This window comes from Actinocorallia populi (genome assembly GCF_002995495.1).
GTDB classification, from domain to species: domain Bacteria; phylum Actinomycetota; class Actinomycetes; order Streptosporangiales; family Streptosporangiaceae; genus Actinocorallia; species Actinocorallia populi.
In genome coordinates this window covers 14,580-34,756 of the sequence record NZ_PVZV01000011.1, presented here as the reverse complement: position 1 = coordinate 34,756, position 20,177 = coordinate 14,580, and the positions used below count along the sequence as shown (strand labels likewise).

21 protein-coding genes and 1 pseudogene are annotated in these 20,177 nt (G+C 69.2%); 15 read left to right on the top strand and 7 right to left on the bottom strand.

Going from position 1 to position 20,177, the window contains the following annotated elements; all coding sequences use genetic code 11:
* Positions 1 to 170 precede the first annotated feature (170 nt).
* The 4 genes from C2865_RS34445 to C2865_RS34430 are packed head-to-tail and all read left to right on the top strand — an operon-like array spanning position 171 to position 4,145.
* The gene (locus tag C2865_RS34445; protein WP_198653809.1) at positions 171 to 1,211 is read left to right on the top strand and encodes an iron-siderophore ABC transporter substrate-binding protein; all 1,041 of its coding nucleotides are present in this window, start codon (positions 171 to 173) and stop codon (positions 1,209 to 1,211) included.
* The gene (locus C2865_RS34440; protein ID WP_106402841.1) at positions 1,208 to 2,248 is read left to right on the top strand and encodes a FecCD family ABC transporter permease; all 1,041 of its coding nucleotides are present in this window, start codon (positions 1,208 to 1,210) and stop codon (positions 2,246 to 2,248) included. Before C2865_RS34445 ends, C2865_RS34440 begins: the two co-directional genes overlap by 4 nt.
* The gene (locus tag C2865_RS34435) at positions 2,245 to 3,324 is read left to right on the top strand and encodes a FecCD family ABC transporter permease (protein ID WP_232835962.1); all 1,080 of its coding nucleotides are present in this window, start codon (positions 2,245 to 2,247) and stop codon (positions 3,322 to 3,324) included. The genes C2865_RS34440 and C2865_RS34435 overlap by 4 nt, the downstream gene beginning before the upstream one ends.
* Positions 3,321 to 4,145, top strand: a complete 825-nt coding sequence (locus tag C2865_RS34430; protein WP_106402840.1) for an ABC transporter ATP-binding protein — start codon at positions 3,321 to 3,323, stop codon at positions 4,143 to 4,145. The genes C2865_RS34435 and C2865_RS34430 overlap by 4 nt, the downstream gene beginning before the upstream one ends.
* Positions 4,146 to 4,148: 3 nt before the next feature.
* On the opposite strand, the gene C2865_RS34425 is transcribed toward C2865_RS34430, so the two are convergent.
* Positions 4,149 to 4,559 carry a VOC family protein gene (locus C2865_RS34425; RefSeq protein ID WP_106402839.1) on the bottom strand — a complete coding sequence of 137 codons (411 nt, stop codon included), beginning with the start codon at positions 4,557 to 4,559 and terminating at the stop codon, positions 4,149 to 4,151.
* Between the two features lie 77 nt (positions 4,560 to 4,636).
* Between C2865_RS34425 and C2865_RS34420 the strand changes: the two are divergent.
* Positions 4,637 to 5,218 (top strand): annotated as a pseudogene (locus C2865_RS34420) (TetR/AcrR family transcriptional regulator); the annotation flags it as partial.
* Positions 5,219 to 5,796: 578 nt separating this feature from the next.
* A complete protein-coding gene (locus C2865_RS34410; RefSeq protein ID WP_106402837.1) occupies positions 5,797 to 6,396 on the top strand; it encodes a Type 1 glutamine amidotransferase-like domain-containing protein in 600 nt (199 codons plus the stop codon).
* Positions 6,397 to 6,444: 48 nt separating this feature from the next.
* Here C2865_RS34410 and C2865_RS34405 read toward each other — a convergent pair whose 3' ends face one another.
* Both C2865_RS34405 and C2865_RS34400 read right to left on the bottom strand, forming a co-directional pair.
* On the bottom strand, positions 6,445 to 6,975 hold the full coding sequence (locus tag C2865_RS34405; protein ID WP_106402836.1) for a hypothetical protein: 531 nt from the start codon (positions 6,973 to 6,975) through the stop codon (positions 6,445 to 6,447).
* A gap of 100 nt (positions 6,976 to 7,075) precedes the next feature.
* Positions 7,076 to 7,924 carry an SPFH domain-containing protein gene (locus C2865_RS34400; protein WP_232835961.1) on the bottom strand — a complete coding sequence of 283 codons (849 nt, stop codon included), beginning with the start codon at positions 7,922 to 7,924 and terminating at the stop codon, positions 7,076 to 7,078.
* Between the two features lie 112 nt (positions 7,925 to 8,036).
* Here C2865_RS34400 and C2865_RS34395 point away from each other — a divergent pair, with 112 nt between their 5' ends.
* Together C2865_RS34395 and C2865_RS34390 are read left to right on the top strand one after the other, a co-directional pair.
* Complete coding sequence (locus tag C2865_RS34395) at positions 8,037 to 8,717, top strand: TetR/AcrR family transcriptional regulator (protein WP_232835960.1); 681 nt, start codon at positions 8,037 to 8,039, stop codon at positions 8,715 to 8,717.
* Between the two features lie 491 nt (positions 8,718 to 9,208).
* Positions 9,209 to 9,538 carry a MerR family transcriptional regulator gene (locus C2865_RS34390; RefSeq protein WP_106402834.1) on the top strand — a complete coding sequence of 110 codons (330 nt, stop codon included), beginning with the start codon at positions 9,209 to 9,211 and terminating at the stop codon, positions 9,536 to 9,538.
* Between the two features lie 96 nt (positions 9,539 to 9,634).
* Here C2865_RS34390 and C2865_RS34385 read toward each other — a convergent pair whose 3' ends face one another.
* A complete protein-coding gene (locus C2865_RS34385; RefSeq protein WP_269802769.1) occupies positions 9,635 to 10,282 on the bottom strand; it encodes a DNA-3-methyladenine glycosylase I in 648 nt (215 codons plus the stop codon).
* Between the two features lie 189 nt (positions 10,283 to 10,471).
* Positions 10,472 to 10,915: a nuclear transport factor 2 family protein gene (locus C2865_RS34380; protein ID WP_106402833.1), complete on the bottom strand. Its 444-nt coding sequence runs from the start codon at positions 10,913 to 10,915 to the stop codon at positions 10,472 to 10,474.
* A 206-nt stretch (positions 10,916 to 11,121) separates the two neighbouring features.
* Here C2865_RS34380 and C2865_RS34375 point away from each other — a divergent pair, with 206 nt between their 5' ends.
* Together C2865_RS34375 and C2865_RS34370 are read left to right on the top strand one after the other, a co-directional pair.
* Positions 11,122 to 11,580: a DUF4279 domain-containing protein gene (locus tag C2865_RS34375; RefSeq protein ID WP_106402832.1), complete on the top strand. Its 459-nt coding sequence runs from the start codon at positions 11,122 to 11,124 to the stop codon at positions 11,578 to 11,580.
* A 201-nt stretch (positions 11,581 to 11,781) separates the two neighbouring features.
* The gene (locus C2865_RS34370; protein ID WP_106402831.1) at positions 11,782 to 12,609 is read left to right on the top strand and encodes an alpha/beta fold hydrolase; all 828 of its coding nucleotides are present in this window, start codon (positions 11,782 to 11,784) and stop codon (positions 12,607 to 12,609) included.
* Positions 12,610 to 12,925: 316 nt separating this feature from the next.
* Here the strand turns inward: C2865_RS34370 and C2865_RS34365 are convergent, their stop codons facing one another.
* Together C2865_RS34365 and C2865_RS34355 are read right to left on the bottom strand one after the other, a co-directional pair.
* Positions 12,926 to 13,798, bottom strand: a complete 873-nt coding sequence (locus C2865_RS34365; protein ID WP_106402830.1) for a TIGR03619 family F420-dependent LLM class oxidoreductase — start codon at positions 13,796 to 13,798, stop codon at positions 12,926 to 12,928.
* A 320-nt stretch (positions 13,799 to 14,118) separates the two neighbouring features.
* Entirely contained in the window at positions 14,119 to 14,757 is a 639-nt protein-coding gene (locus C2865_RS34355; RefSeq protein WP_106402829.1) for a TetR/AcrR family transcriptional regulator, read from the bottom strand.
* A 164-nt stretch (positions 14,758 to 14,921) separates the two neighbouring features.
* Between C2865_RS34355 and cysD the strand changes: the two genes are divergently transcribed.
* From cysD to C2865_RS34330, 5 genes are read left to right on the top strand one after another with little or no spacing between them, the layout of a single operon-like run.
* Positions 14,922 to 15,842 carry a sulfate adenylyltransferase subunit CysD gene (gene cysD / locus C2865_RS34350; protein WP_106402828.1) on the top strand — a complete coding sequence of 307 codons (921 nt, stop codon included), beginning with the start codon at positions 14,922 to 14,924 and terminating at the stop codon, positions 15,840 to 15,842.
* Complete coding sequence (cysN, locus tag C2865_RS34345; protein ID WP_106402827.1) at positions 15,842 to 17,743, top strand: sulfate adenylyltransferase subunit CysN; 1,902 nt, start codon at positions 15,842 to 15,844, stop codon at positions 17,741 to 17,743. The genes cysD and cysN overlap by 1 nt, the downstream gene beginning before the upstream one ends.
* Positions 17,744 to 17,791: 48 nt before the next feature.
* Positions 17,792 to 18,169, top strand: a complete 378-nt coding sequence (locus C2865_RS34340; protein ID WP_106402826.1) for a nuclear transport factor 2 family protein — start codon at positions 17,792 to 17,794, stop codon at positions 18,167 to 18,169.
* On the top strand, positions 18,166 to 18,975 hold the full coding sequence (locus C2865_RS34335) for an SDR family oxidoreductase (protein WP_232835959.1): 810 nt from the start codon (positions 18,166 to 18,168) through the stop codon (positions 18,973 to 18,975). Before C2865_RS34340 ends, C2865_RS34335 begins: the two co-directional genes overlap by 4 nt.
* 21 nt (positions 18,976 to 18,996) lie before the next feature.
* On the top strand, positions 18,997 to 20,157 hold the full coding sequence (locus C2865_RS34330; RefSeq protein WP_232835958.1) for a sulfotransferase family protein: 1,161 nt from the start codon (positions 18,997 to 18,999) through the stop codon (positions 20,155 to 20,157).
* Positions 20,158 to 20,177 lie beyond the last annotated feature (20 nt).

Below are 20,177 nucleotides of genomic sequence, written 5' to 3'. Positions count from 1 at the left end.
AAACGGCTGATTGCGACAGGTCGCCCACTTCTCTTAGGGTTCGACCAAGGCAAGGCTTACCTAACTACCAGGGGCCTGCCGCAGTACGGCGTACCGCTCCACGAACGCAGGACCGCGATCCGGGACGTGCGAGGACCGGTGCCGGCGGAATTCTGAGAGTGGAGTACAGATTGAAGCGTCCGCATAGCCTTCGCATCCTCGCCGCGGCGGCCCTCGTCGTGGGCCTCGCGGGCTGCGGCAGCTCGTCGGAGACCAAGGACGAGAAGGACACGGGCAGCGGCCCGAGCGCCGCCTTCCCCATGACGATCGAGCACGCGCTGGGGACGACCACCATCAAGGCGAAGCCGGAGCGGATCGCCACGGTCAACTGGGCCAACCACGAGGCGCCCCTGGCGCTGGGCGTCGTCCCGGTCGGCATGGCCGCCGCGAACTTCGGCGACGACGACGGCGACGGCCTCCTGCCCTGGGTGGAGGAGCGCCTGACCGAGCTCAAGGCCGAGACGCCCGTCCTGTTCGACGAGACCGACGGCATCGACTTCGAGGGCGTCGCCGACACCAAGCCGGACGTGATCCTGGCCGCCTACTCGGGCCTGACCCAGCAGGACTACGACACCCTGAGCCAGATCGCCCCCGTCGTGGCCTACCCGGAGGCCGCGTGGGCGACCCCGTGGCGCGAGATCATCCGGCTGAACAGCAAGGCCATCGGGCTCGCCGGCGAGGGCGAGAAGCTCATCACCGACATCGAGGGCGACATCACCGAGGTCGTGGCGAAGTACCCGCAGCTCAAGGACAAGTCGGTCATGTTCATGACCCACCTCGACCCCAACGACGTGAGCCAGGTCGGCTTCTACACCACGCACGACACCCGCACGCTGTTCTTCGAGGACCTCGGCCTGAAGATCGCCGACAGCATCACCGCGGCGTCCAAGGACACCGACAAGTTCGGCCTGACGGTGAGCTCCGAGCAGATCGACATGTTCGACGACGTCGACATCATCACCGGATACGGCGACGAGAAGGGCGAACTGCTCGCGAAGATCAGCAAGGACCCGCTGCTGTCGAAGATCCCCGCCATCGAGCGCGGCTCGGTCTACCTGCTGCCCGACACCAAGCCGCTGGGCACCGCCGCCAACCCCACCCCCCTGTCGATCACGTGGGTGCTGGAGGACTACGTCAAGGCCCTCGCCGAAGCCGCGGACAAGGTCAAGTGACATCTGTCGCCGCTCAACACCCGGACGCCGCACTCGTGCGGCGTCCGGCGCGCGTCCGGGTCCTGTGGCTGCTGGTCTCGGTGCTGGTCCTGGCGGTGCTCATGGTGGCGTCCGTGGCCCTCGGCTCGCGTGACGTGGCCTGGTCCGACGTGTGGGCCGCGCTCGGCGGCTCGGACGGCACCCTCGAACAGGCGGCCGTCACCAAGCGCATACCGCGCACCCTGCTCGCGGTGCTGATCGGCGCCGCGCTCGGCCTCTCCGGCGCGGTGATGCAGGGCGTGACCCGCAACCCGCTGGCCGATCCGGGCATCCTCGGCGTCAACATGGGCGCCTCGCTCGCCATCGTCTCCGCCGTCGCGTTCTTCGGGCTCGCGTCGCCGACCGGGTACATCTGGGTCGCGATGGCGGGAGCCGCCGTGTCCGCCGTGTTCGTCTACACCATCGGGTCCCTCGGGCGCGGCGGGGCCACGCCCCTCAAACTCGCGCTCGCCGGCACCGCCACCTCGGTGGCCTTCGCGTCCCTGGTCAGCGCCGTCGTCCTGCCCCGCAACGACATCGCCGGGAGCTTCAAGCTCTGGCAGATCGGCGGGGTCGGCGGCGCGTCCTACGAGCGCATCGGGCAGGTCCTGCCGTTCCTCGCCGCCGGCATCGTCGTCTCCCTCCTGTCCGCGCGGGGACTGAACTCGCTCGCGCTGGGCGACGAGCTCGCGGCCGGGCTCGGGGAGCGCGTCGCCGTCATCCGGGCCGTGGCCGCCCTGGGCGCCGTCGTGCTGTGCGGCGCGGCGACGGCCGTGGCCGGGCCGATCGCCTTCGTCGGGCTCGTCGTCCCGCACGCGTGCCGCCTGCTCGTCGGCATCGACCACCGCTGGATGCTGCCGTTCTCCGCCCTGGTCGGCGCGGCCCTGCTCACCGCCGCCGACGTCGTCGGCCGTGTCGTGGCGCGCCCCTCGGACATCGAGGTGGGCATCGTGACGGCGCTGATCGGGGCCCCGTTCTTCATCCACATCGTCCGCCGTCAGAAGGTGCGTGAGCTGTGAGCGCCCCCGCCGCCGCCCGGTCGCCCAAGGCCGCCGTCCGCGACCTGGACTCCGTGGTCCGGGACGTCGCCCGCGGCCGCCGCCGGCGCGCCTCCCGGCGCCTCCTCGTCATGCTGACGCTGGCGGTGCTCGTCGTCGCGGGGTTCGCCGTGACCCTGATGTTCGGGCAGACGTTCTACCCGCCTCGCGACGTCGTCAACGTCATCCTGGGCGAGCAGGTGCCGGGCGCGTCCTTCACCGTCGGGCGGCTCCGGCTGCCGCGGGCCGTGCTCGCCGTGGTCGCGGGATTCAGTTTCGGCCTGGCCGGCGTCACCTTCCAGACGATGCTCCGCAACCCGCTGGCCAGTCCCGACATCATCGGCATCAGCTGGGGCGCGAGCGCCGCGGCGGCCATCGCGATCGTGTCGCTGTCCCTCGGCGGCACCCAGGTGTCGGCCCTCGCCATCGTCTCCGCCCTCGCCGTCGCCCTGCTGATCTACGTCCTGGCGTTCCGGGACGGCGTCGCCGGCACGCGGCTCATCCTCATCGGCATCGGGATCTCCGCGATGCTGGAGAGCGTCACCTCCTACGTGTTGTCACGGGCCGCCGAATGGGACCTCCAGGAGGCCACGCGCTGGCTGACCGGCAGCCTCAACGGGGTGACCTGGGAGCAGACGCTGCCCGCCCTCGCCGCGATGGCCGTGCTCACCCCCGCCCTGCTGGCCCTGTCCCGCGACCTGTCGATGATGCAGCTCGGCGAGGACACCGCCTCCGCGCTCGGCGTCCGCGTCGAACGCACCCGCGTCCTGGTGATCGTCGCCGCCGTCTGCCTGATCGCCTTCGCCACCGCGGCGGCCGGGCCGATCGCGTTCGTGGCGTTCCTGTCCGGTCCCATCGCGGCCCGGCTGCTCGGCACGGGCGGCTCCCTCCTGGTGCCCGCCGGGCTCGTCGGCGCCCTCCTGGTCCTTGTCGCCGACTTCGTCGGCCAGTTCGCGTTCGACGTCCGCTACCCGGTCGGCGTCATCACCGGCGTCCTCGGCGCGCCGTACCTCGTCTACCTGATCGTCCGCACCCACCGTGCCGGAGGCGCGCTGTGACCACCTCACACTCCCTGTCGACCGAGCACCTCACGCTCGGCTACGGCGACCGCGTCGTCGTCGAGTCCCTCGACCTGGCCGTCCCGGCCGGGGAGATCACGGTCATCGTCGGCGCGAACGCCTGCGGCAAGTCGACGCTCCTGCGCTCCCTGTCCCGGCTGCTCTCCCCCCGCGGCGGCCGCGTCGTCCTGGACGGCAGGGAGGTGCACCGCATGCCCGCCAAGGAGCTGGCCCGCACGCTCGGCCTGCTCCCCCAGTCGCCGATCGCGCCCGAGGGCATCACCGTGCTCGACCTCGTCGGCCGCGGCCGCCACCCCCACCAGGGCCTGTTCTCCCGGTGGAGGCACGAGGACGACGTCGCGGTGGCCACCGCGCTGGAGGCCACGCGGACGACGGAGCTCGCCGACCGGGCCGTCGACGAGCTCTCCGGCGGCCAGCGCCAGCGCGTCTGGATCGCCATGGCCCTCGCCCAGCAGACCGACCTGCTCCTGCTGGACGAGCCCACCACCTTCCTCGACGCCAGCCACCAGGTCGAGGTCCTGGACCTGCTGACCGACCTCAACCGCGACCGCGGCACGACCATCGTGATGGTCCTGCACGACCTCAACCTCGCCGCCCGCTACGCCGACCACCTCATCGCCCTCGCCGACGGCCGCCTCCACGCCGCGGGCCCCCCGGCCGAGGTCCTCACCGAGGACACCGTCCGCACCGTCTTCGACCTGGAGAGCCGCATCATCGAGGACCCCGTCTCCGGCCGCCCCCTGATGCTCCCCATCGGCCGCCACCACGTCCGGGCCCGGTCCGCCGCCGCCCGGGACTGACCGTCACACGTACTGGCCGGCGTACGCCCCGCTGGGCTCGATGGGGGTGATCACGTCGATCAGCACCCCGTCGGGGTCGGCCACGATGAAGTGCCGCTGCCCGAAGTCCTCGTCGCGCAGTTCCAGTTCGGGCCGCAGGCCGCCGCGGACGACGAGCCGTTCCCATTCCGCGTCCACGTCCGCGACCTCGAAGTTGAGCAGCAGTCCCCGGACGGGGGCGCGGTACGCCTCGGGCAGCGTCGGGTGCGTGTGGTCGAGCAGCGCGAGTTCGTACGGCGGCTCCCCCTCGCGGCGCAGGCTCACGTACCAGTCGGCCTCGAAGGTGGTCTCGAATCCCATCAGGCCGGTGTAGAAGTCGCGGGACTCCTGGATCCGCGAGGTGCAGACGACCGGGTAGAAGCTGGTCAGTTTCATACGGACTCCTTCACGTACCTTCGGTATGTGAAGGTAACCTATTGACGTACCACCGGTATGTCAAAGAACGGAGCACGATGGCCGACGGCGGCAGGGCGCAGCAGAAGGAACAGACCCGGCTGGCGCTCATCCGCGAGGGCAGGCGCCTGTTCGCGGCGTTCGGCTACGGCGCGGTGAGCCTGGCGGAGATCGTCCGCGCCGCCGGAGTCACCAAGGGCGCGCTCTACCACCACTTCGACGGCAAGACCGCCCTGTTCCGCGCCGTCGTGGAAGAGGTGCAGCAGCAGGTCGGGCGGGCGGTGGCCGCGGCCGCCGAAGCCCAGGACGACCCGTGGACGAGGTTCACCGCCGGATGCCAGGCGTTCCTCACCGCGGGCACCGACCCGGACGTCCGGCAGATCATGCTCGTCGACGGCCCCGCCGTGCTGGGCTGGAACGAATGGCGCGCACTGGACGAGGCCGCTTCGGCCCGCCACCTCGCCGAGGAGCTCACCGCGCTGATCGACGCGGGGCTGCTCGCCCCGCAGCCCGTCGCCCCGCTGACCCGCCTCCTGTCCGGAGCGATGAACGAGGCGGCCCTCTGGCTGGCGGAATCCCCGAATCCCGAGGACCTCGCCGACGCCAGGGCCGCCCTGTCCCGGCTGCTGGAAGCCCTGCGCGCCTCCTTATCGGGGAAGGTCGCTGTCGCCGCCCATGTTGCCGACCATACGACGCAGAACATTCAGCGCCGCGGCGTAATCAGCGGCTTCGATGCCCGCGTGCGCCTGCTCATGGACTCGCAGATTGCGCTCTCTGGCACGGGCACGTCCGGCCTCTCCTTCCTCGGTCAACGTCAGCAGACCGCCGACCTCCCGCATCCACCCCCGGGCCACCAGGTCGTCGTAAACGGTCTCGAAATCGATCCCCAAATCGTCATAGACGGCGAGCTTCTCCGTCAGAGCCGAGCGCGTCCACGCCCCCGGCGCACCTGCCACATGGTTGAGCGTCCACCAGTGCGGCTGGGTGAGCCCTTCCACAGCCAGCTGCTCACGCAGAGCCCCGACCACCCTGCGGGCGGTCTCCCCGCTCCAGTAACCGATGGGCTGAGCCGCGAGCTCCTGAACCGAGTACTCCTTGAAAACCATGACAGGCTCTCCTTCCCACCCTTGCGGGGTGCCAAGCGAACGATCATCACGGTAGAACTTCAACCTTTGTTGAAGTCAAGACGGCGGAATGCCCTGCTGGTGGAGAAGGTGTCATGCGACGTCTCTTTCTCGGCTCGGCCGGGCTGGGAGCACTGCCCGCCTGGCTCGCCTCGCTTCCCTCCGCCCTGGAACGGGTCGTTTTCGTCCCCACCGCGGCCAATCCCCTGCCCTCGGCGCCCTTTGTCGACGCGGCCGTTCGGCTGCTGCACGGAGAGGGCCTGGTCGTCGAACGCCTCGACCTGGAGCATGCGGACGGTGTCGAGCCTGCCGTACGCGACGCCCAGCTGGTCTTCGTGACCGGCGGTTATGCGATGTTCCTTCTGCAGCACGCGCGCAGGACGGGGTTCGACCGCTTCGTCTCCCAAGCCGTCCGCGACGGCCGTCTGGCCTACGCGGGCATCTCGGCGGGTGCGGCCCTCGCGGGGCCTGACCTTCGTTTCTTTCAAGATGCCGAGGACCCCGGGATCTGCGCCTCCACCACCGGGCTCGACCTGGTCCCGTTCACCGTCCTCCCCCACCGCGACCGGGGGCGCGCCGACCGACATGACCGGTACGCCGCCCGGTACGGCGGGTCTGACCGGTTCATCTCGATCGATGACGACCAGGCGGTCGTGGTGGAGGGCGACGCCTGGGAGGTTCAGGCGTCACCATGATGCGGTCTTTCACTCGTTTCTGTTCAGCCTCATCGACCAGCGGAGGCGTCAGGCTGTGGCCGTGGTTCGCCACGCCGTCGCGGCCAGGGCCGCCAGGAGACCGGCGAGCGCCAGCCGGTAGCCGATGTCCTGCATGCTCGACGGCGGGTTGACCAGTGCCGAGGCCACGCCCGGCAGGACGTACACCGCAGCCGCCAGCGCCCAGCGAGGACTGCGCGCGACGACGGTGGCGCACAGCCCGGCCATCAGGAGGACGCCCTCCGTGCCCGCTCTGGCCAGCTGCCAGGCCTCGCCGTACACCCGGAAACCGGGCGCGTAGGTGAGGACGAGGGCCGCCGCCGGGATCACCAGCCACCACCACGGCCGGATGCGCAGCCCTCGCGAACCGCGGGCCGCGAGGGCCACGGCTCCGGCGGCCAGCAGTCCGTAGGGAGCCAACGAGACCCAGTTCTGGTAGGCCGGGCCGAGGAACGGCGCCCAGCCCGTCGCCTCGGTTCCGAACATCATGGCCCGGCCCGTCGAGAACACGACGGCCAAGGCCAGGGGCAGGGCCACGAGCACCCGGCCGCGCAGGAGCACGACCGCCAGCGCCGTCGAAACGGCCAGCCACCACGGGGACGCCCGGTCGGCGATCTTTTCGCTGCGAGGGCACGCCGCGTGGCGTGCCCTCGCGGCGGAATCACTCGGTGATGTTGATGTCTCCGCCTGCGGGAACCGGCACGACCTTGATCTTCCCGTCCTTGATCGCCTGGTAGAGGATCACCGCGTAGGCGTCACCCAGCACCTTCTTCAAGTCCGCGAGGGCCTTGAGCTCGGTCTGGATCTGCTTGTTGCGGTTGGTCTGCGTCTTGTTGTCCTCGATCGCCTGCTGCGCGGCCGCCAGCGAGGTGCGCACGTTCTCCGGCGGGAGGGGCTGCTGCAGCGTCAGCAGGAACGATCCGCAGTCCCCGGAGCCGTTGAACGTCGGCGCGCAGAAGTAGTTGTCGCCGGCGATCGCGTTGACCTGCTGCGCGACGGCCTGCCCGACCTTGGTCTCCCAGTCCCGCTTGACCTTGGGGTCGGAGTACAGGTCCTGCCACGAGTAGCCCTTCGACACCTCGTCGATGGCGCGGTCCAGCGGCGCGCCGATGTAGACGCGGAGCATCTTCGCCCAGCCGTCGTCCTCGTAGGCCTCGTACTTCAGGCCGATCTCCTCGTGGAACTTGCGCAGGACCTTGCAGTCGTCGTTGAGGCTGAACGTCGCGACGCCCTCGACGGTCAGCTCCAGGTCGTCCTTCGACACGACCTTCAACGCGTCGGAGTCGCCGTCGTCGCCGAACTGGTAGGTCCGCTGCCCCACCGGGTAGACGTACACCTTGTCGGCGGGCCCGTGCCAGATCCGCCCGGTGTTGCAGTTGTCGAACTCCGTCGAGGAGAGCGGCCCGGCGTCGTACTCCAGGCCCTTGCTGTCAGGAGCGACGCTGGCCGAACAGCCGGCGGCGGCCAGGGCCAGGAGAACAGCGGCGACGCCATGCTTGAGGTTCTTCACAAGACCTCCAAAGGGGGGATTTTCGGCGCACTCCCCGAGAGTGTGACCGATCCTCCGCCGCTCCACCCGGAATTTCCACTAGAGTGCCTCTCCAGTCAACTGGAGGTGGCCCGTGCCCGCGAAGACCCCCGGAGCAAGGGCGGCCAGAACGGCCGCCAACCGGACCCGCATGCTCCAGGCGGCCCGCGGGCTGTTCACCGACCGCGGCTACACCGCCACCACCATGAAGGCCATCGCCGACCGGGCCGGCATGGCGGTCCAGACGCTCTACTTCACCTTCGCCACCAAACGCGCCATCCTGACCGAGCTCCTGGACGTCGAGATCGCCGGCGACACCGAGCCCGTCGCCACCCTCGACCGGCCCTGGTTCGCCGAGGCCGCGGCGGCGCCCCCGGCCGACCAGCTCCGCCTGCAGGTCGCCGCCGCCGCGCGGATCCTCCACCGCGTCACCCCCCTTCTGGAGGTGGTCCGCTCCGCCGCGGCCACCGACCCCGAGATCGCCGAACTGTGGCGGACGAACCTCGCCCAGCGGCACACCGTGCAGTCGCGCCTCGCCGAGGCCCTGGCCGCCAAGACCCCCCTGCGCACCGGAATGGACGCGTCCCGCGCCGCCGACATCGCCCTCGCCGTCCTCGCCCCCGAGACCTACCACCTGCTGGTCCACGAACGCGGCTGGAGCCCCCGGGAGTGGGAGGACTGGGCCACCGACGCGCTGACCTGCCAACTCCTCGACGGGACGGCGAAGAGCGAGCGGCCGACGGAGTCTGCCGCCAGGGGAGACGAAAACCTGTAGTGGCCGGAGTAGACATTTGGTGGCGGGTCGGGTAGCGTTTCTGTCATCGGGAAAGACGAGTCCATGATCGAGGCAGAGGACGAACTGCCCGTAACGATGGAATGCAAGACCGGCGGCCGGGACGGCCGCCAAGGGAGGTACTCGCCCCGCAAGCGGGGGGCGAGGGATCGGTCGGCCAGGCCGACGCAGTGGAAGGGGCTTGGCCACCGGTCCGGAAGTACGGTTCGGCAACACCTGAAGTACGGAGTCGAGAAAGGAGTGCAGGCGCCATCAGGATCGCCTGGTCGGGTCATCGACGACCGGGTACCGCGGTTCCACAGATAGGTGGTGGTCTTCGGTCGAGCATTTGCGATCCCCGCGCAACCGTCCATCACGGACGGTGACGCGTATACGACAGGTCGGCCTCACGGTCGGCTGATGGTGTTGATACTCATTCGAAGGGCCCCGGCGCGAGTGCGCCGGGGCCCATAGCGGGTTTTGTGGAAAGGTCTATGGCACAACAACCAGGAACACCAAGCACAACGGACAAGCTGGACGACGAGGACTACCCGGCCTACAGCATGGGCATGGCGGCGGAGACACTCGGTGTCACACCGGCGTTCCTGCGGGCCCTCGGCGCGGCGAAGCTGATCGAGCCGCTGCGCTCCGAAGGCGGCCACCGCCGTTTCTCCCGCTACCAGCTGCGCCTGGCCCAGCGCGCCAGGGAGCTCGTCGACGAAGGCACCGCCCTCGAAGCGGCCTGCCGGATCATCATCCTCGAGGACCAGCTCGCCGAAGCGCTGCGCATCAACGCCCAGCTCAAGCAGCAGATCGACGATTAGCCGGCCGCCAGACCGGGGCCCCGGCCCCCATGCCGAGGAAGAACACGGGCGGGCATGGTCTGGGCCCGGCCCTCTTCGACCGGTCAGTCCGCCCGATCACCCGGCCGCCGGCGCGGATGGCAGGGAGACCGTCCGTCCGGGACGGACGAACGCCGCACGGCGCCGTTCGGCCTCGGGGCGGAACACGCAGTGTTCGGCGTGGTCGTTGATCAACCCCATGGACTGCATGAACGCGAACACGGTCGTGGGCCCGACGAATTTCCAGCCCCTGCGTTTGAGGTCCTTGGACAAGGCGATCGACGCGGGAGAGGTGGAGACGGTCTGGGGCGGCGACAGGTCGGCCGGGGCGGGCTCGTAACGCCAGACGAAGGCGGCCAGAGAACCTTCCCCCTGCAGGAGTTCCTCGGCACGGCGGGCGTTGTTGACCGCCGCCTCGATCTTGCCGCGGTGCCGCACGATGCCGCTGTCCTGGAGCAGGCGCTCGACGTCGTGCTCGGTGAAGCGGGCGACGGCGGCGATGTCGAAGCCGCTGAAAGCCGCGCGGAAGTTCTCCCGCTTGGCCAGGATGGTGCGCCAGCTGAGCCCGGACTGGAAGCCCTCCAGGCACAACTTCTCGAACAGGCGGCGGTCGTCCCCGACGGGAAAGCCCCATTCGGTGTCGTGGTAGGCCATGAGCTGCGGTGATCCGCCGCTCCACGCGCAGCGCGGCGCCTTCGGGTCGGTCATCGGCAGAGCGGGTTCCATCACGGTCCTCGTGTCGTCCCAGGCGGGTGCGGTGCGGGTTCCGGCGAGAACGGTCGCCGGTCAGCCACCGTACGGCTCCCTCGCCGACACGACGAACGGGCCCGCCGCCCGGGATGGTCATGAGCAGCCGGTGCCGTCGGCAGTGGCCGCGCCGTCGAGAACGTACCGCTCTGCACGGTCGCCACCCTGTTATTCCTCCGGTGCCGTGCAGACATCGGCGATCGCGGCCGTGTCCCAGTAGAACGGACGGACCTCGGTGATCCGCCCGTTCCCGACCTTGATCGTCTGCAGTATGGGGAAGACGAGTTCACGGCCCGTGGCCCGGGAACGGGCACGGACCTCGGTGCGCACCACCGCGGTCTCACCGGTGGCGAGGAACTCCTGCCGCAGCATGTCGAACGACTCCCATGCCCGGCTCATCTCCAGGAAGAACCGCTCGATGCCCGCATGCCCGCGCCAGACGCCTCCATAAGGCAGGGCGTCGGCCTGATGCAGGACGACGTCAGGCGCGAAGAAAGGAGCGAGCAGATCGAAGGACGCCTCGCCCGGCCCCCCGGCCGCCAGGTATTTCGCCTCAGCCGCATACATGCCCTTGAGGACGGCCACCGAGTCCGTCGCAGATGAACTGATCATGCCACCAGCGTGCCCGCCGACGCCCGGCGGCGCTGGCGGTGATCGGACACCGACTTCTCCTCCGCCCCGCGAGCCCGTGGATCCCACGGCACGAGCCCGCGCGTTAGCGAGATCGGTCGCCTGCGCGCACGGCAGCGCTGGAGGCGCCGACAGACGACGAGGCCGAGGAAGGCCGCGCCCGGGGCCCTGCCGAGTACCGTACGGGGATGGCTGTCCGCCAGTACGTCTATTTCGGCTTGTTCAGTGAACGCGTGTCCGCGGCGGAAATGACAGCGTGGCTGGGTGTCGAACCCGATGCGTCCACGGTGCGCGGGAGCCGCCGCAGCCGGCCGATGCTCCCCGTTCGCCACGCTTGGAAGATCGAGTGCCGGGAAGACGGCCTACCGGTCGATGAACAGATCTCGCGCGTACTGGCATGGCTTCGCCCTCACCTCGACAAGATCGTTGAACTCTCCGAGCGGCTGAGCGAGGAAGAGCCCGCGAACACGGCCGTGCTCCAGGTCGTTCGCTACTTCAACGATGAAGCCGATTCACCGGACACCGATCCGTCGGTGGAGACGACGGACAGGCCCAACCTGTTCGGCTGGCACCTCGACCACGACATCCTGGCCTTCATGAGCGCGGTCGGCGCGGTCCTGGACGTGGACGAATACGACCTGTCCTAACGGACAGGAAAGACGCCCGCGATCGCCTCCGGCAGGGGTGCCCGCTGGGGTTTTTGCCCGGGTCCGGGGTGGGCTTGGGGTGGCCGGGGGGATCAGCGCCTTGGAGGGACGAGCCGGTGCGCGCCGGCCTCTCGGGAGCCGGTGTTCGAGCGCCCTGCGGCCGTCCCGGTCAGACCCACTGCCGACCGAAGGGGCTCCGCGATGCCTTTCTTCACCACGCGCGACAACGTCGAGATCCATTACCGGGACTGGGGACAGGGCCGTCCCGTGCTGTTCATCCACGGCTGGCCGCTGAACTGCGACGCCTGGCAGGACCAGCTCAAGGCCGTCGCCGACAACGGCTACCGCGGCATCGCCCACAGCCGCCGCGGCCACGGCCGCTCCGAGCAGCCCTGGAGCGGGTACGACTTCGACACCTTCGCCGACGACCTCAACGACCTCATCACCCACCTGGACCTGCGCGACGTCACGCTGGTCGCCCATTCCATGGGCGGCGGCGAACTCGCCCGCTACATCGGACGCCACGGCACCTCGCGCCTGCGCTCAGCGGTCCTGCTCTCGGCCATCCCCCCGCTGATGGTCAAGTCCAACGACAACCCCCAAGGAGTGCCCGACAAGGTCTTCCAGGACATCAAGAACGGCATCTTGCGCGAACGCTCGCAGTTCTGGGAAGAGACCACCGACGGATTCTTCTCCGCCAACCAACCCGGCAACAACGTCACCCAGGGCAACAAGGACGCCTTCTGGTTCATGGCGATGCAGCAATCCATCGAGGCCGGCGTCAAATGCGTCGACGCCTTCGCCTACACCGACTTCACCGAAGACCTCAAGAAGTTCGACATCCCCACCCTCGTCGTCCACGGCGACGACGACCAGATCGTCCCCATCGACGCCACCGGCCGCAAATCCGCCGAGATCATCGCCGACGCCACCCTCAAGGTCTACGAGGGCGGCTCACACGGCATCGCCATGGTCCCCGGCGACAAAGAGAAGTTCAACGCCGACCTCCTGGACTTCCTCACCCGGTGACCCAGGGAAGGAACCGGACGCGGAGCAGCCGTCACAAGACGGCATTCGTGGTCCGGGCGATCGAGAATCGCCCGGACCACCCCTCCCCCGCCAAGCCGAGGAACGGGCGCTCCCAGCCCCGCATCCGGTGACACGCCCGGCCGGGCCCGACGACGGCGCCGACCTTCACCGATCCGCTGCCGCCCGCCCTCGATCCCGAGACGGGCAACGGAGTTTCACCTGACGGTCCTGTGAGCGCGAACAGCGGAAACCGTCAACGTCGAGCCGCATCCCCCTCGACCTCAGCGCCCGGAAACGTCAGATACCGTTCGGGCGGTCACAGTTTGTGGACGAACGCGGCGGCGAAGCGGCGCAGGGCGTCCAGGCGCCCGGCAGGAGTCGCGACCGCGTTGTTCATGCGCCACGGGACGGCCCGGATCGAGGTCACCCCGAGATCTTCGAGGCGGCGCATCCCGTCCAGGTCGGTCACGTCGGTGACGGACACGTCGAGCTCGAACGGCTCGTCCGCCCGGCCGTACTCCGCCCGCAGCTCACGCAGTCTGCCGATCGCGCGCGCCGTCTCGTCGTACGTCGCGTTGGTGGAGAGCCAGCCGTCGCCGAGCCGGGCGGCCCGCCTCAGCGCCGCCTCGCTGTGTCCCCCGACGTAGACGGGGACGGGCCGGTCCGGGGCAGGGCTGATCATCAGGCGGTCGAAGTCGTAGTGCCTGCCGTGGAACTCCACCCACTGCGGACCCTCGCCGGCGCAGATCGCCTTGATGATCGCGATCGCCTCGTCGGTGCGCTGCCCGCGGGTGCGCATCTCCGTGCGGGTGAAGGCGAACTCCTCCGGGATCCACGCCAGACCGACGCCGAGCGCGATCCTGTTGCCCGACATCTCGGCCATCGTCGCGACCTGCTTGGCGGTCAGCAACGGATCGCGTAGCGGCAGCTTGAGCACCGTGGTGAAGAACCGCAGGCGCGTGGTCACCGCGGCCAGCGCCGACATCGCGATGAACGGGTCCGGCATCGGCGCCTCCGGCGCCCACATCCGCTTGCCGTCGGGCGAGTACGGGTAGTCCGCCGAGACGTGCTCGGGATAGAACACCGAGTCCGGCAGCGCCATCGCGTCGAATCCCTCGTCCTCGGCCACACGAGCGATCTCGAACAGTTCCCGGCTACCGAGCATCGCCCCGGCCAGCGTCCACTTCATGAGTTCTCCGTAAGTTGTTCGGCGGCTTGGTAGGGCCGGATGCGGCTCAGGGGTTCCTGCCGTCACCGGACGGCGGCGGTCGGCGAAGACCGGCACTCATGTGGTGTGCGGAACGCCGGCGCGGTCGCCGCGTCCGGCGAGGAATCCGGCGGTGGCCCGGCCGATGCCGGATGCGCCCGCGGTGAGCAGGAAATCGACGCCTGAAAGCCCGTCCATGGAGGGATGCTAGGGATCGGCTCAGCAGGCGGGGCCGGCTTCCCGGTGAGCGGTACCTCGCTCACCCGCGGGTCGGCGTCGTGGCGCCCGACCGCGCCGAGGGCTCACTCGCCGTGTTCGGGAGCTCCGGCGGGAACGGTGATGGTCCGGCTCAGCGAGACCGAGGTGAACTCGATCAGTTCGGCCGGGTCGAGCTCCGGGGCCCAGCGGTGGACGATGGTGTCGGACACTCCCTGCACCGTCGAGAGCACGAACGGGAGCACGGCCGGGTCGCGACGCAGGGCTTGCCCCTCGGCGGCCGCCGCCTCGCGGAGGGCGGCGTGAAAGGTGTCGTTGTACTCCTTCGCGGTGCGGCGCACCTCATGGATCGACTCGCGTCTGGCGCGCTCCTCGCCCTCGATGTCGCGCCAGGTCGCCGCGAAACGGCCCACCCGGCCCCACTGGCGTGCGGCTTCGGGCATGATCTGGGCGAGCAGGGCCGCCACGCCCTGGTCACGCGGGAGCGCCGCCACGAAGGAGCGGGACTCGACCTGGCTCTCGTTGAGCAGCGTGATGAAGAGATCATGCTTGTCGACGAAGTACTGGTAGATCAGTCCGACGCTGATGCCCGCCCGCTTGGCCACCGACCGGATCGTGAGGGCCGTGTACCCGCCCTCGTCCAGGAGGGCCGCCGCAGCGTCCAATGTCTGGCGTCGTCGGGCTTCCGGGTCTCCGTAGGCCGACCTGTTGCTGGATTCGCCCATCGGCACACTGTAGCCGCGCGACGTGCGGCCAAAGAGTGAACAATGTTCGGCAACATATTGAACAATGTTCATTCCATCGCTAATGTCACCGCCATGGACACTGAAGCCACCGTCACGGGGTCGATCGGTCCCCGGCAGGCAAACCTCGGCGAGGTGCTCGGACGATGAGCGACGCCACCGCGAGCAGGAGACTGACCCACCTGGAGAAGCTCGAGGCCGAGAGCATCCACATCATGCGCGAGACCATCGCGGGCAGCGAGAACCCCGTGATGCTGTACTCGGTCGGCAAGGACAGCGCCGTGATGCTCCACTTGGCCCGCAAGGCCTTCTACCCCTCGCCGCTGCCGTTCCCCCTGCTGCACGTCGACACGACGTGGAAGTTCCGCGAGATGTACAAGTTGCGGGACGAGTCCGCCGCCAAGGGCGACTTCGAGCTCCTGGTCCACCAGAATCCCGAGTGCGTGGAGAAGGGCATCAATCCGTTCACGCACGGCTCGGCGACGCACACCGACATGTGGAAGACCGAGGGCCTGAAACAGGCGCTCGACTACTACAGGTTCGACGCCGCGTTCGGTGGAGCGCGCCGCGACGAGGAGAAGTCCCGCGCCAAGGAACGCGTGTTCTCCGTCCGCTCGGCCGAGCACCGATGGGATCCCAAGCAGCAGCGCCCCGAGCTGTGGCAGAAGTACAACGTGCGCACGTCCCCGGGGCAGAGCCTGCGCGTGTTCCCCCTGTCGAACTGGACCGAGCTCGACGTGTGGGAGTACATCCGCCTCGAGGAGATTCCGATCGTGCCGCTCTACCTCGCCGCCGAGCGGCCGGTCGTCGAGCGCGACGGCACGCTGATCATGGTCGACGACGACCGCATGCCGCTGCTTCCCGGCGAGGAGCCGGAGATGCGGAGCGTGCGGTTCCGGACCCTCGGCTGCTATCCGCTGACGGGCGCGGTCGAGTCCACCGCCCGGACGCTCACCGAGGTCATCCAGGAGATGCTCCTGACCACCACCTCCGAACGCCAGGGCCGCGTGATCGACCACGACGGCGCCGCGTCGATGGAGAAGAAGAAGCAGGAGGGATACTTCTGATGGCGCACCGGTCCGAACTGATCGCCGAGGACATCGAGCAGTACCTCGAACGCCACGCGAACAAGTCCATGCTCCGCTTCATCACCTGCGGCAGCGTCGACGACGGCAAGAGCACGCTCATCGGCCGCATGCTGTACGAGTCGAAGATGCTCTTCGACGACCAGCTGAAGGCTCTCGAGAAGGACTCCCGCAAGGTCGGCACCCAGGGCGACGGCCTGGATTTCGCGCTGCTGGTCGACGGCCTGGCCGCCGAGCGGGAGCAGGGCATCACCATCGACGTGGCCTACCGCTACTTCACCACCGAGCGGCGCAAGTTCGTGGTCGCCGACACCCCTGGCCACGAGCAGTACACCCGCAACATGGTCACCGGCGCGTCCACCGCCGACCTCGCGGTGATCCTGGTGGACGCCCGCAAGGGCGTCCTCCCCCAGACCCGGCGCCACTCGTTCCTGGTCTCGCTGCTCGGCATCCGCCATGTGGTGCTCGCCGTCAACAAACTCGACCTCGTCGGCTACTCGCAGGAGGTGTTCGAGCGGATCTCCGGCGAGTACGCCGAGTTCGCCGCCGAGATCGGGCTGACCGACGTCGTCGCGATCCCGCTGTCCGCCTACGTCGGCGACAACCTGACCGAGCTCAGCGACAACACTCCCTGGTGGACCGGGCCGACCCTGATGGACCACCTCGAGTCGGTCGAGATCGAGGACGAGGCCTGCTCCGGTCCGTTCCGCATGCCCGTGCAGTGGGTCAATCGTCCCCATCTCGACTTCCGGGGCTTCTCCGGCCAGATCGTCGGCGGCACCGTGCGGGTCGGGGAACGTGTGCGCGTCCTGCCGGCCGGCCGGGAGTCCACCGTGGCCCGTATCGTCACGATGGACGGCGATCTCCAGGAGGCGATCGCGGGCCGGTCGGTGACGATCACGCTCACCGACGAGATCGACGTCAGCCGGGGCGACGTCCTGGCGGGGGCGGACGCCCCGCCGGACGTCGCGGACCAGTTCGAGGGCCATGTCGTGTGGATGAGCGAGCACGACATGCTGCCCGAGCGCCCCTACCTGTGCCAGATCGGCACCATGACCGTGCAGGCCCGGATCACCAAGCCCAAGTACAAGATCAACGTCAACACCCTCGAGAAGACCGCGACCAGCACACTCGTTCTCAACGAGATCGGCATGTGCAACATCAGCTTCGACCGCCGGGTGCCCTTCGACCCCTACACCGAGAACCGGGAGACCGGCGGCTTCACCCTCATCGACCGGATCACCAACGCCACGGTGGGCGCCGGGATGCTGACGCACGCACTGCGCCGATCCCACAACATCCACTGGCAGGCCGTGGACATCGACGAGGAGGCGCGCACGCGCCTGAACGGCCACCGCTCCCAGGTCGTCTGGCTGACCGGCCTCTCGGGCTCGGGCAAATCGACGATCGCCAACGAGGTGGAGCGCCGGCTGTACGCGCTCGGCTGCCACACCTACCTCCTGGACGGTGACAACGTCCGCCACGGTCTGGGCCGCGACCTCGGATTCACCCCGGCCGACCGGGTCGAGAACATCCGGCGCGTCACCGAGGTCGCACGTCTGATGGCCGACGCCGGTCTCATCGTCCTCGCCTCGTTCATCTCGCCGTTCCGTTCCGAACGCAACGCCGCCCGTGAGGTGATCGGAGAGGGCCGGTTCTGCGAGGTGCACGTCGACACGCCCCTGGACGTCGCCGAGCGGCGCGACCCGAAGGGCCTGTACAAGAAGGCCCGGCAGGGTGATCTGGAGAACTTCACCGGTGTCGATTCGCCCTACGAGGCCCCGGTGTCTCCCGAACTGCGAATCGACACCACCGCGACGTCTCCCGCCGAGGCGGCCGACCTGATCATCGAACACCTGCGCCGTCGCCAGATCATCGCCTGAGCGACCATGATCCGACACCCCGCACGGCACCGAACGAAGGAGTCCCCGTTGCCCACCCGAACCGACATCTGCCGAGCGATCGACGCGTACGTCTCGTTCCTCGGGAGCCACGACGTCGACCGGCTGGTCGCCCTGTTCCATGAAGACGCCGTCCAGCACGAGCCCCTGGGCGTGCGGAGCTACCGAGGCATCGACGAGATCCGCCGGTTCGACACCGAGAACGCGCAGATGGACTTCACCGTCAGCCGGCTCTCGCCGATCACCGTCGTGGGGAGGTTCGCGGCCACCCAGTTGAAAGTGTCGGCACAGGGGATGCCCGACTTCGTCGCGACCGACCTGTTCGAGTTCGACGACGACTGCAAGATAGTTTCCCTGCAGGTCCTCCCCGACCTGCAGGCGACGGTCGGCGGACCGGAGCCGGCGTGACCCCGCAGGAAGCCGGCCGCGTGCCGTGGGCGCTGCTCGAGGACAAGGTCGTGGTGGTCTCCGGCGCCGGACCCGGCCTCGGCCGGGCGATCGCCGTGAGCAGCGCCCAGGCGGGCGCCAAGGTCGTCGTGGCGGCACGGTCGACCGCCCGGCTCGAGGAGATCGCCGAGGAGATCCACCGTCTCGGCGGCACCGCCGCGGCGGTGCCCGTCGATCTGACCGACCGGGCTTCGATCACCGGCCTCGTGGACCGGACCCGTCGGCGGTTCGGCCGGGTGGACGCCGTCGTCTTCAACGCCTTCAGCAGGCCCCCGCATCAGCGGCTGCTCGACACCGACTCCGACACGGTCCGGCAGAGCTCCGACATCAACCTTCTGGCCGCGCTGGAGCTCGTGCGCGCGTTCGCTCCCGGCCTCCAGGAGCACCACGGCTCCGTGGTGATGATCAACTCGATGGTGCTGCGCAACCGGCTGCCCGACTTCGGGGCGTACCGCGTGATGAAGGCCGGGCTGCTGGCGCTCGCCAGGAGCCTGTCCGTCGAGTTGGGGCCGCTGGGGGTGCGCGTGAACTCCGTGGCACCCGGATACATCTGGGCGGACTCGGTCAAGGCGATGTTCGCCCGGCTGGCCCGGGAGCGAGGGATCGACCCGCAGGAGATCTACGACGAGGTGGCCGCCGAGACCGACCTTCGCAGGCTGCCTGAACCCGACGACATCGCCAATGCCGTGGTGTTCCTGGCCTCCGACGCGGCGCGGGCCGTCACCGGCCAGTGCCTGGACGTCAACTGCGGACACACCCACCACTGACCACCACGGGAAGGAAGACCGGTGACACAGTTGAACTCGGCCAGGCGGACCGTGAACGTCGGGACCGTCGAGGAACTCCGACGCGCCGCCCGCGAGGCCACCGGGCTCGACGACTTCGGCGACGAGGAGTACCTCGAGGGCCTGCGCGTCCTCATCGACTCGTTCGAGCGGGAGGCGGACCTCACGCCGCACGGCGTCCAGATCGCCCGCGCGATGATCCACTCGGCGCTGACCGGGCGGCTGCGCAGCGAGGCGGCCTTCAAGAAGCACCCCGAGCACGCCGACGTCGTCATCGAACGCCCGATCTTCATCTGCGGGCTGACCCGCACCGGCAGCACCGCCCTGCAACGCCTGCTGGGCGCCGACCCCGCGCACCAGAGGCTGGAGATGTGGTTGGCGGAGAACCCGCAGCCCCGGCCGTCGCGCGAAGAACAGGCGCACAACGCCGACTTCCAGCGCTGCGACGCCTTCTACCGGGCCCGGCAGGCGAAAGAAGCGGATCTGATGAAGGTCCATTTCATGGGCGCCGAAGAAGCGGAGGAGTGCTGGCGGCTGCTCCAGCAGACCATGTTGTCGATCTCCTACGAGTCGGTCGCCTACCTCCCGAGCTACTCGCGCTGGCTCGCGGCGCAGGGCTGGACCGGGACCTACGCCCGTTACAAGAAGAACCTCCAGCTGATAGGGCTCAACGACCGCGACCGCCGCTGGGTGCTCAAGAGCCCCAGCCACGTCTTCGCGATCGACGAGCTCATGAAGAACTTCCCGGATGCGTTGATCGTCCGCACCTTCCGGGACCCGCAGACGTCGATGGCCTCGACCTTCAGCCTGGCCGAGCAGGGCAAGCACGACATGTCGCGCGCGTTCGACCGCAGGACCATCGGGCGCACCCATCTCGACCTGTGGTCGCGCGGCAACTCCGAGTTCAACCGGGCCCGCGCCCGCTACAACCCCGACCAGTTCGCGGACGTGGACTACCGGGACTTCGTCGCAGACCCGATCGGCACCGTCGAGAACCTCTACGCCGCCTTCGGCCTGCCGTTCACCGAAGCGGCTCGCACGGCGATCGAGGAGGCGCATCGGGCCAGCCTCGCCGATCACCGACGCCCCTCACACCAGTACTCCCTCGAGGACTTCGGCGTAACCGCCGAGGAGGTCGAGGAGAAATTCTCCGCGACGAACTGAACAGAAGCCCGACGACGACC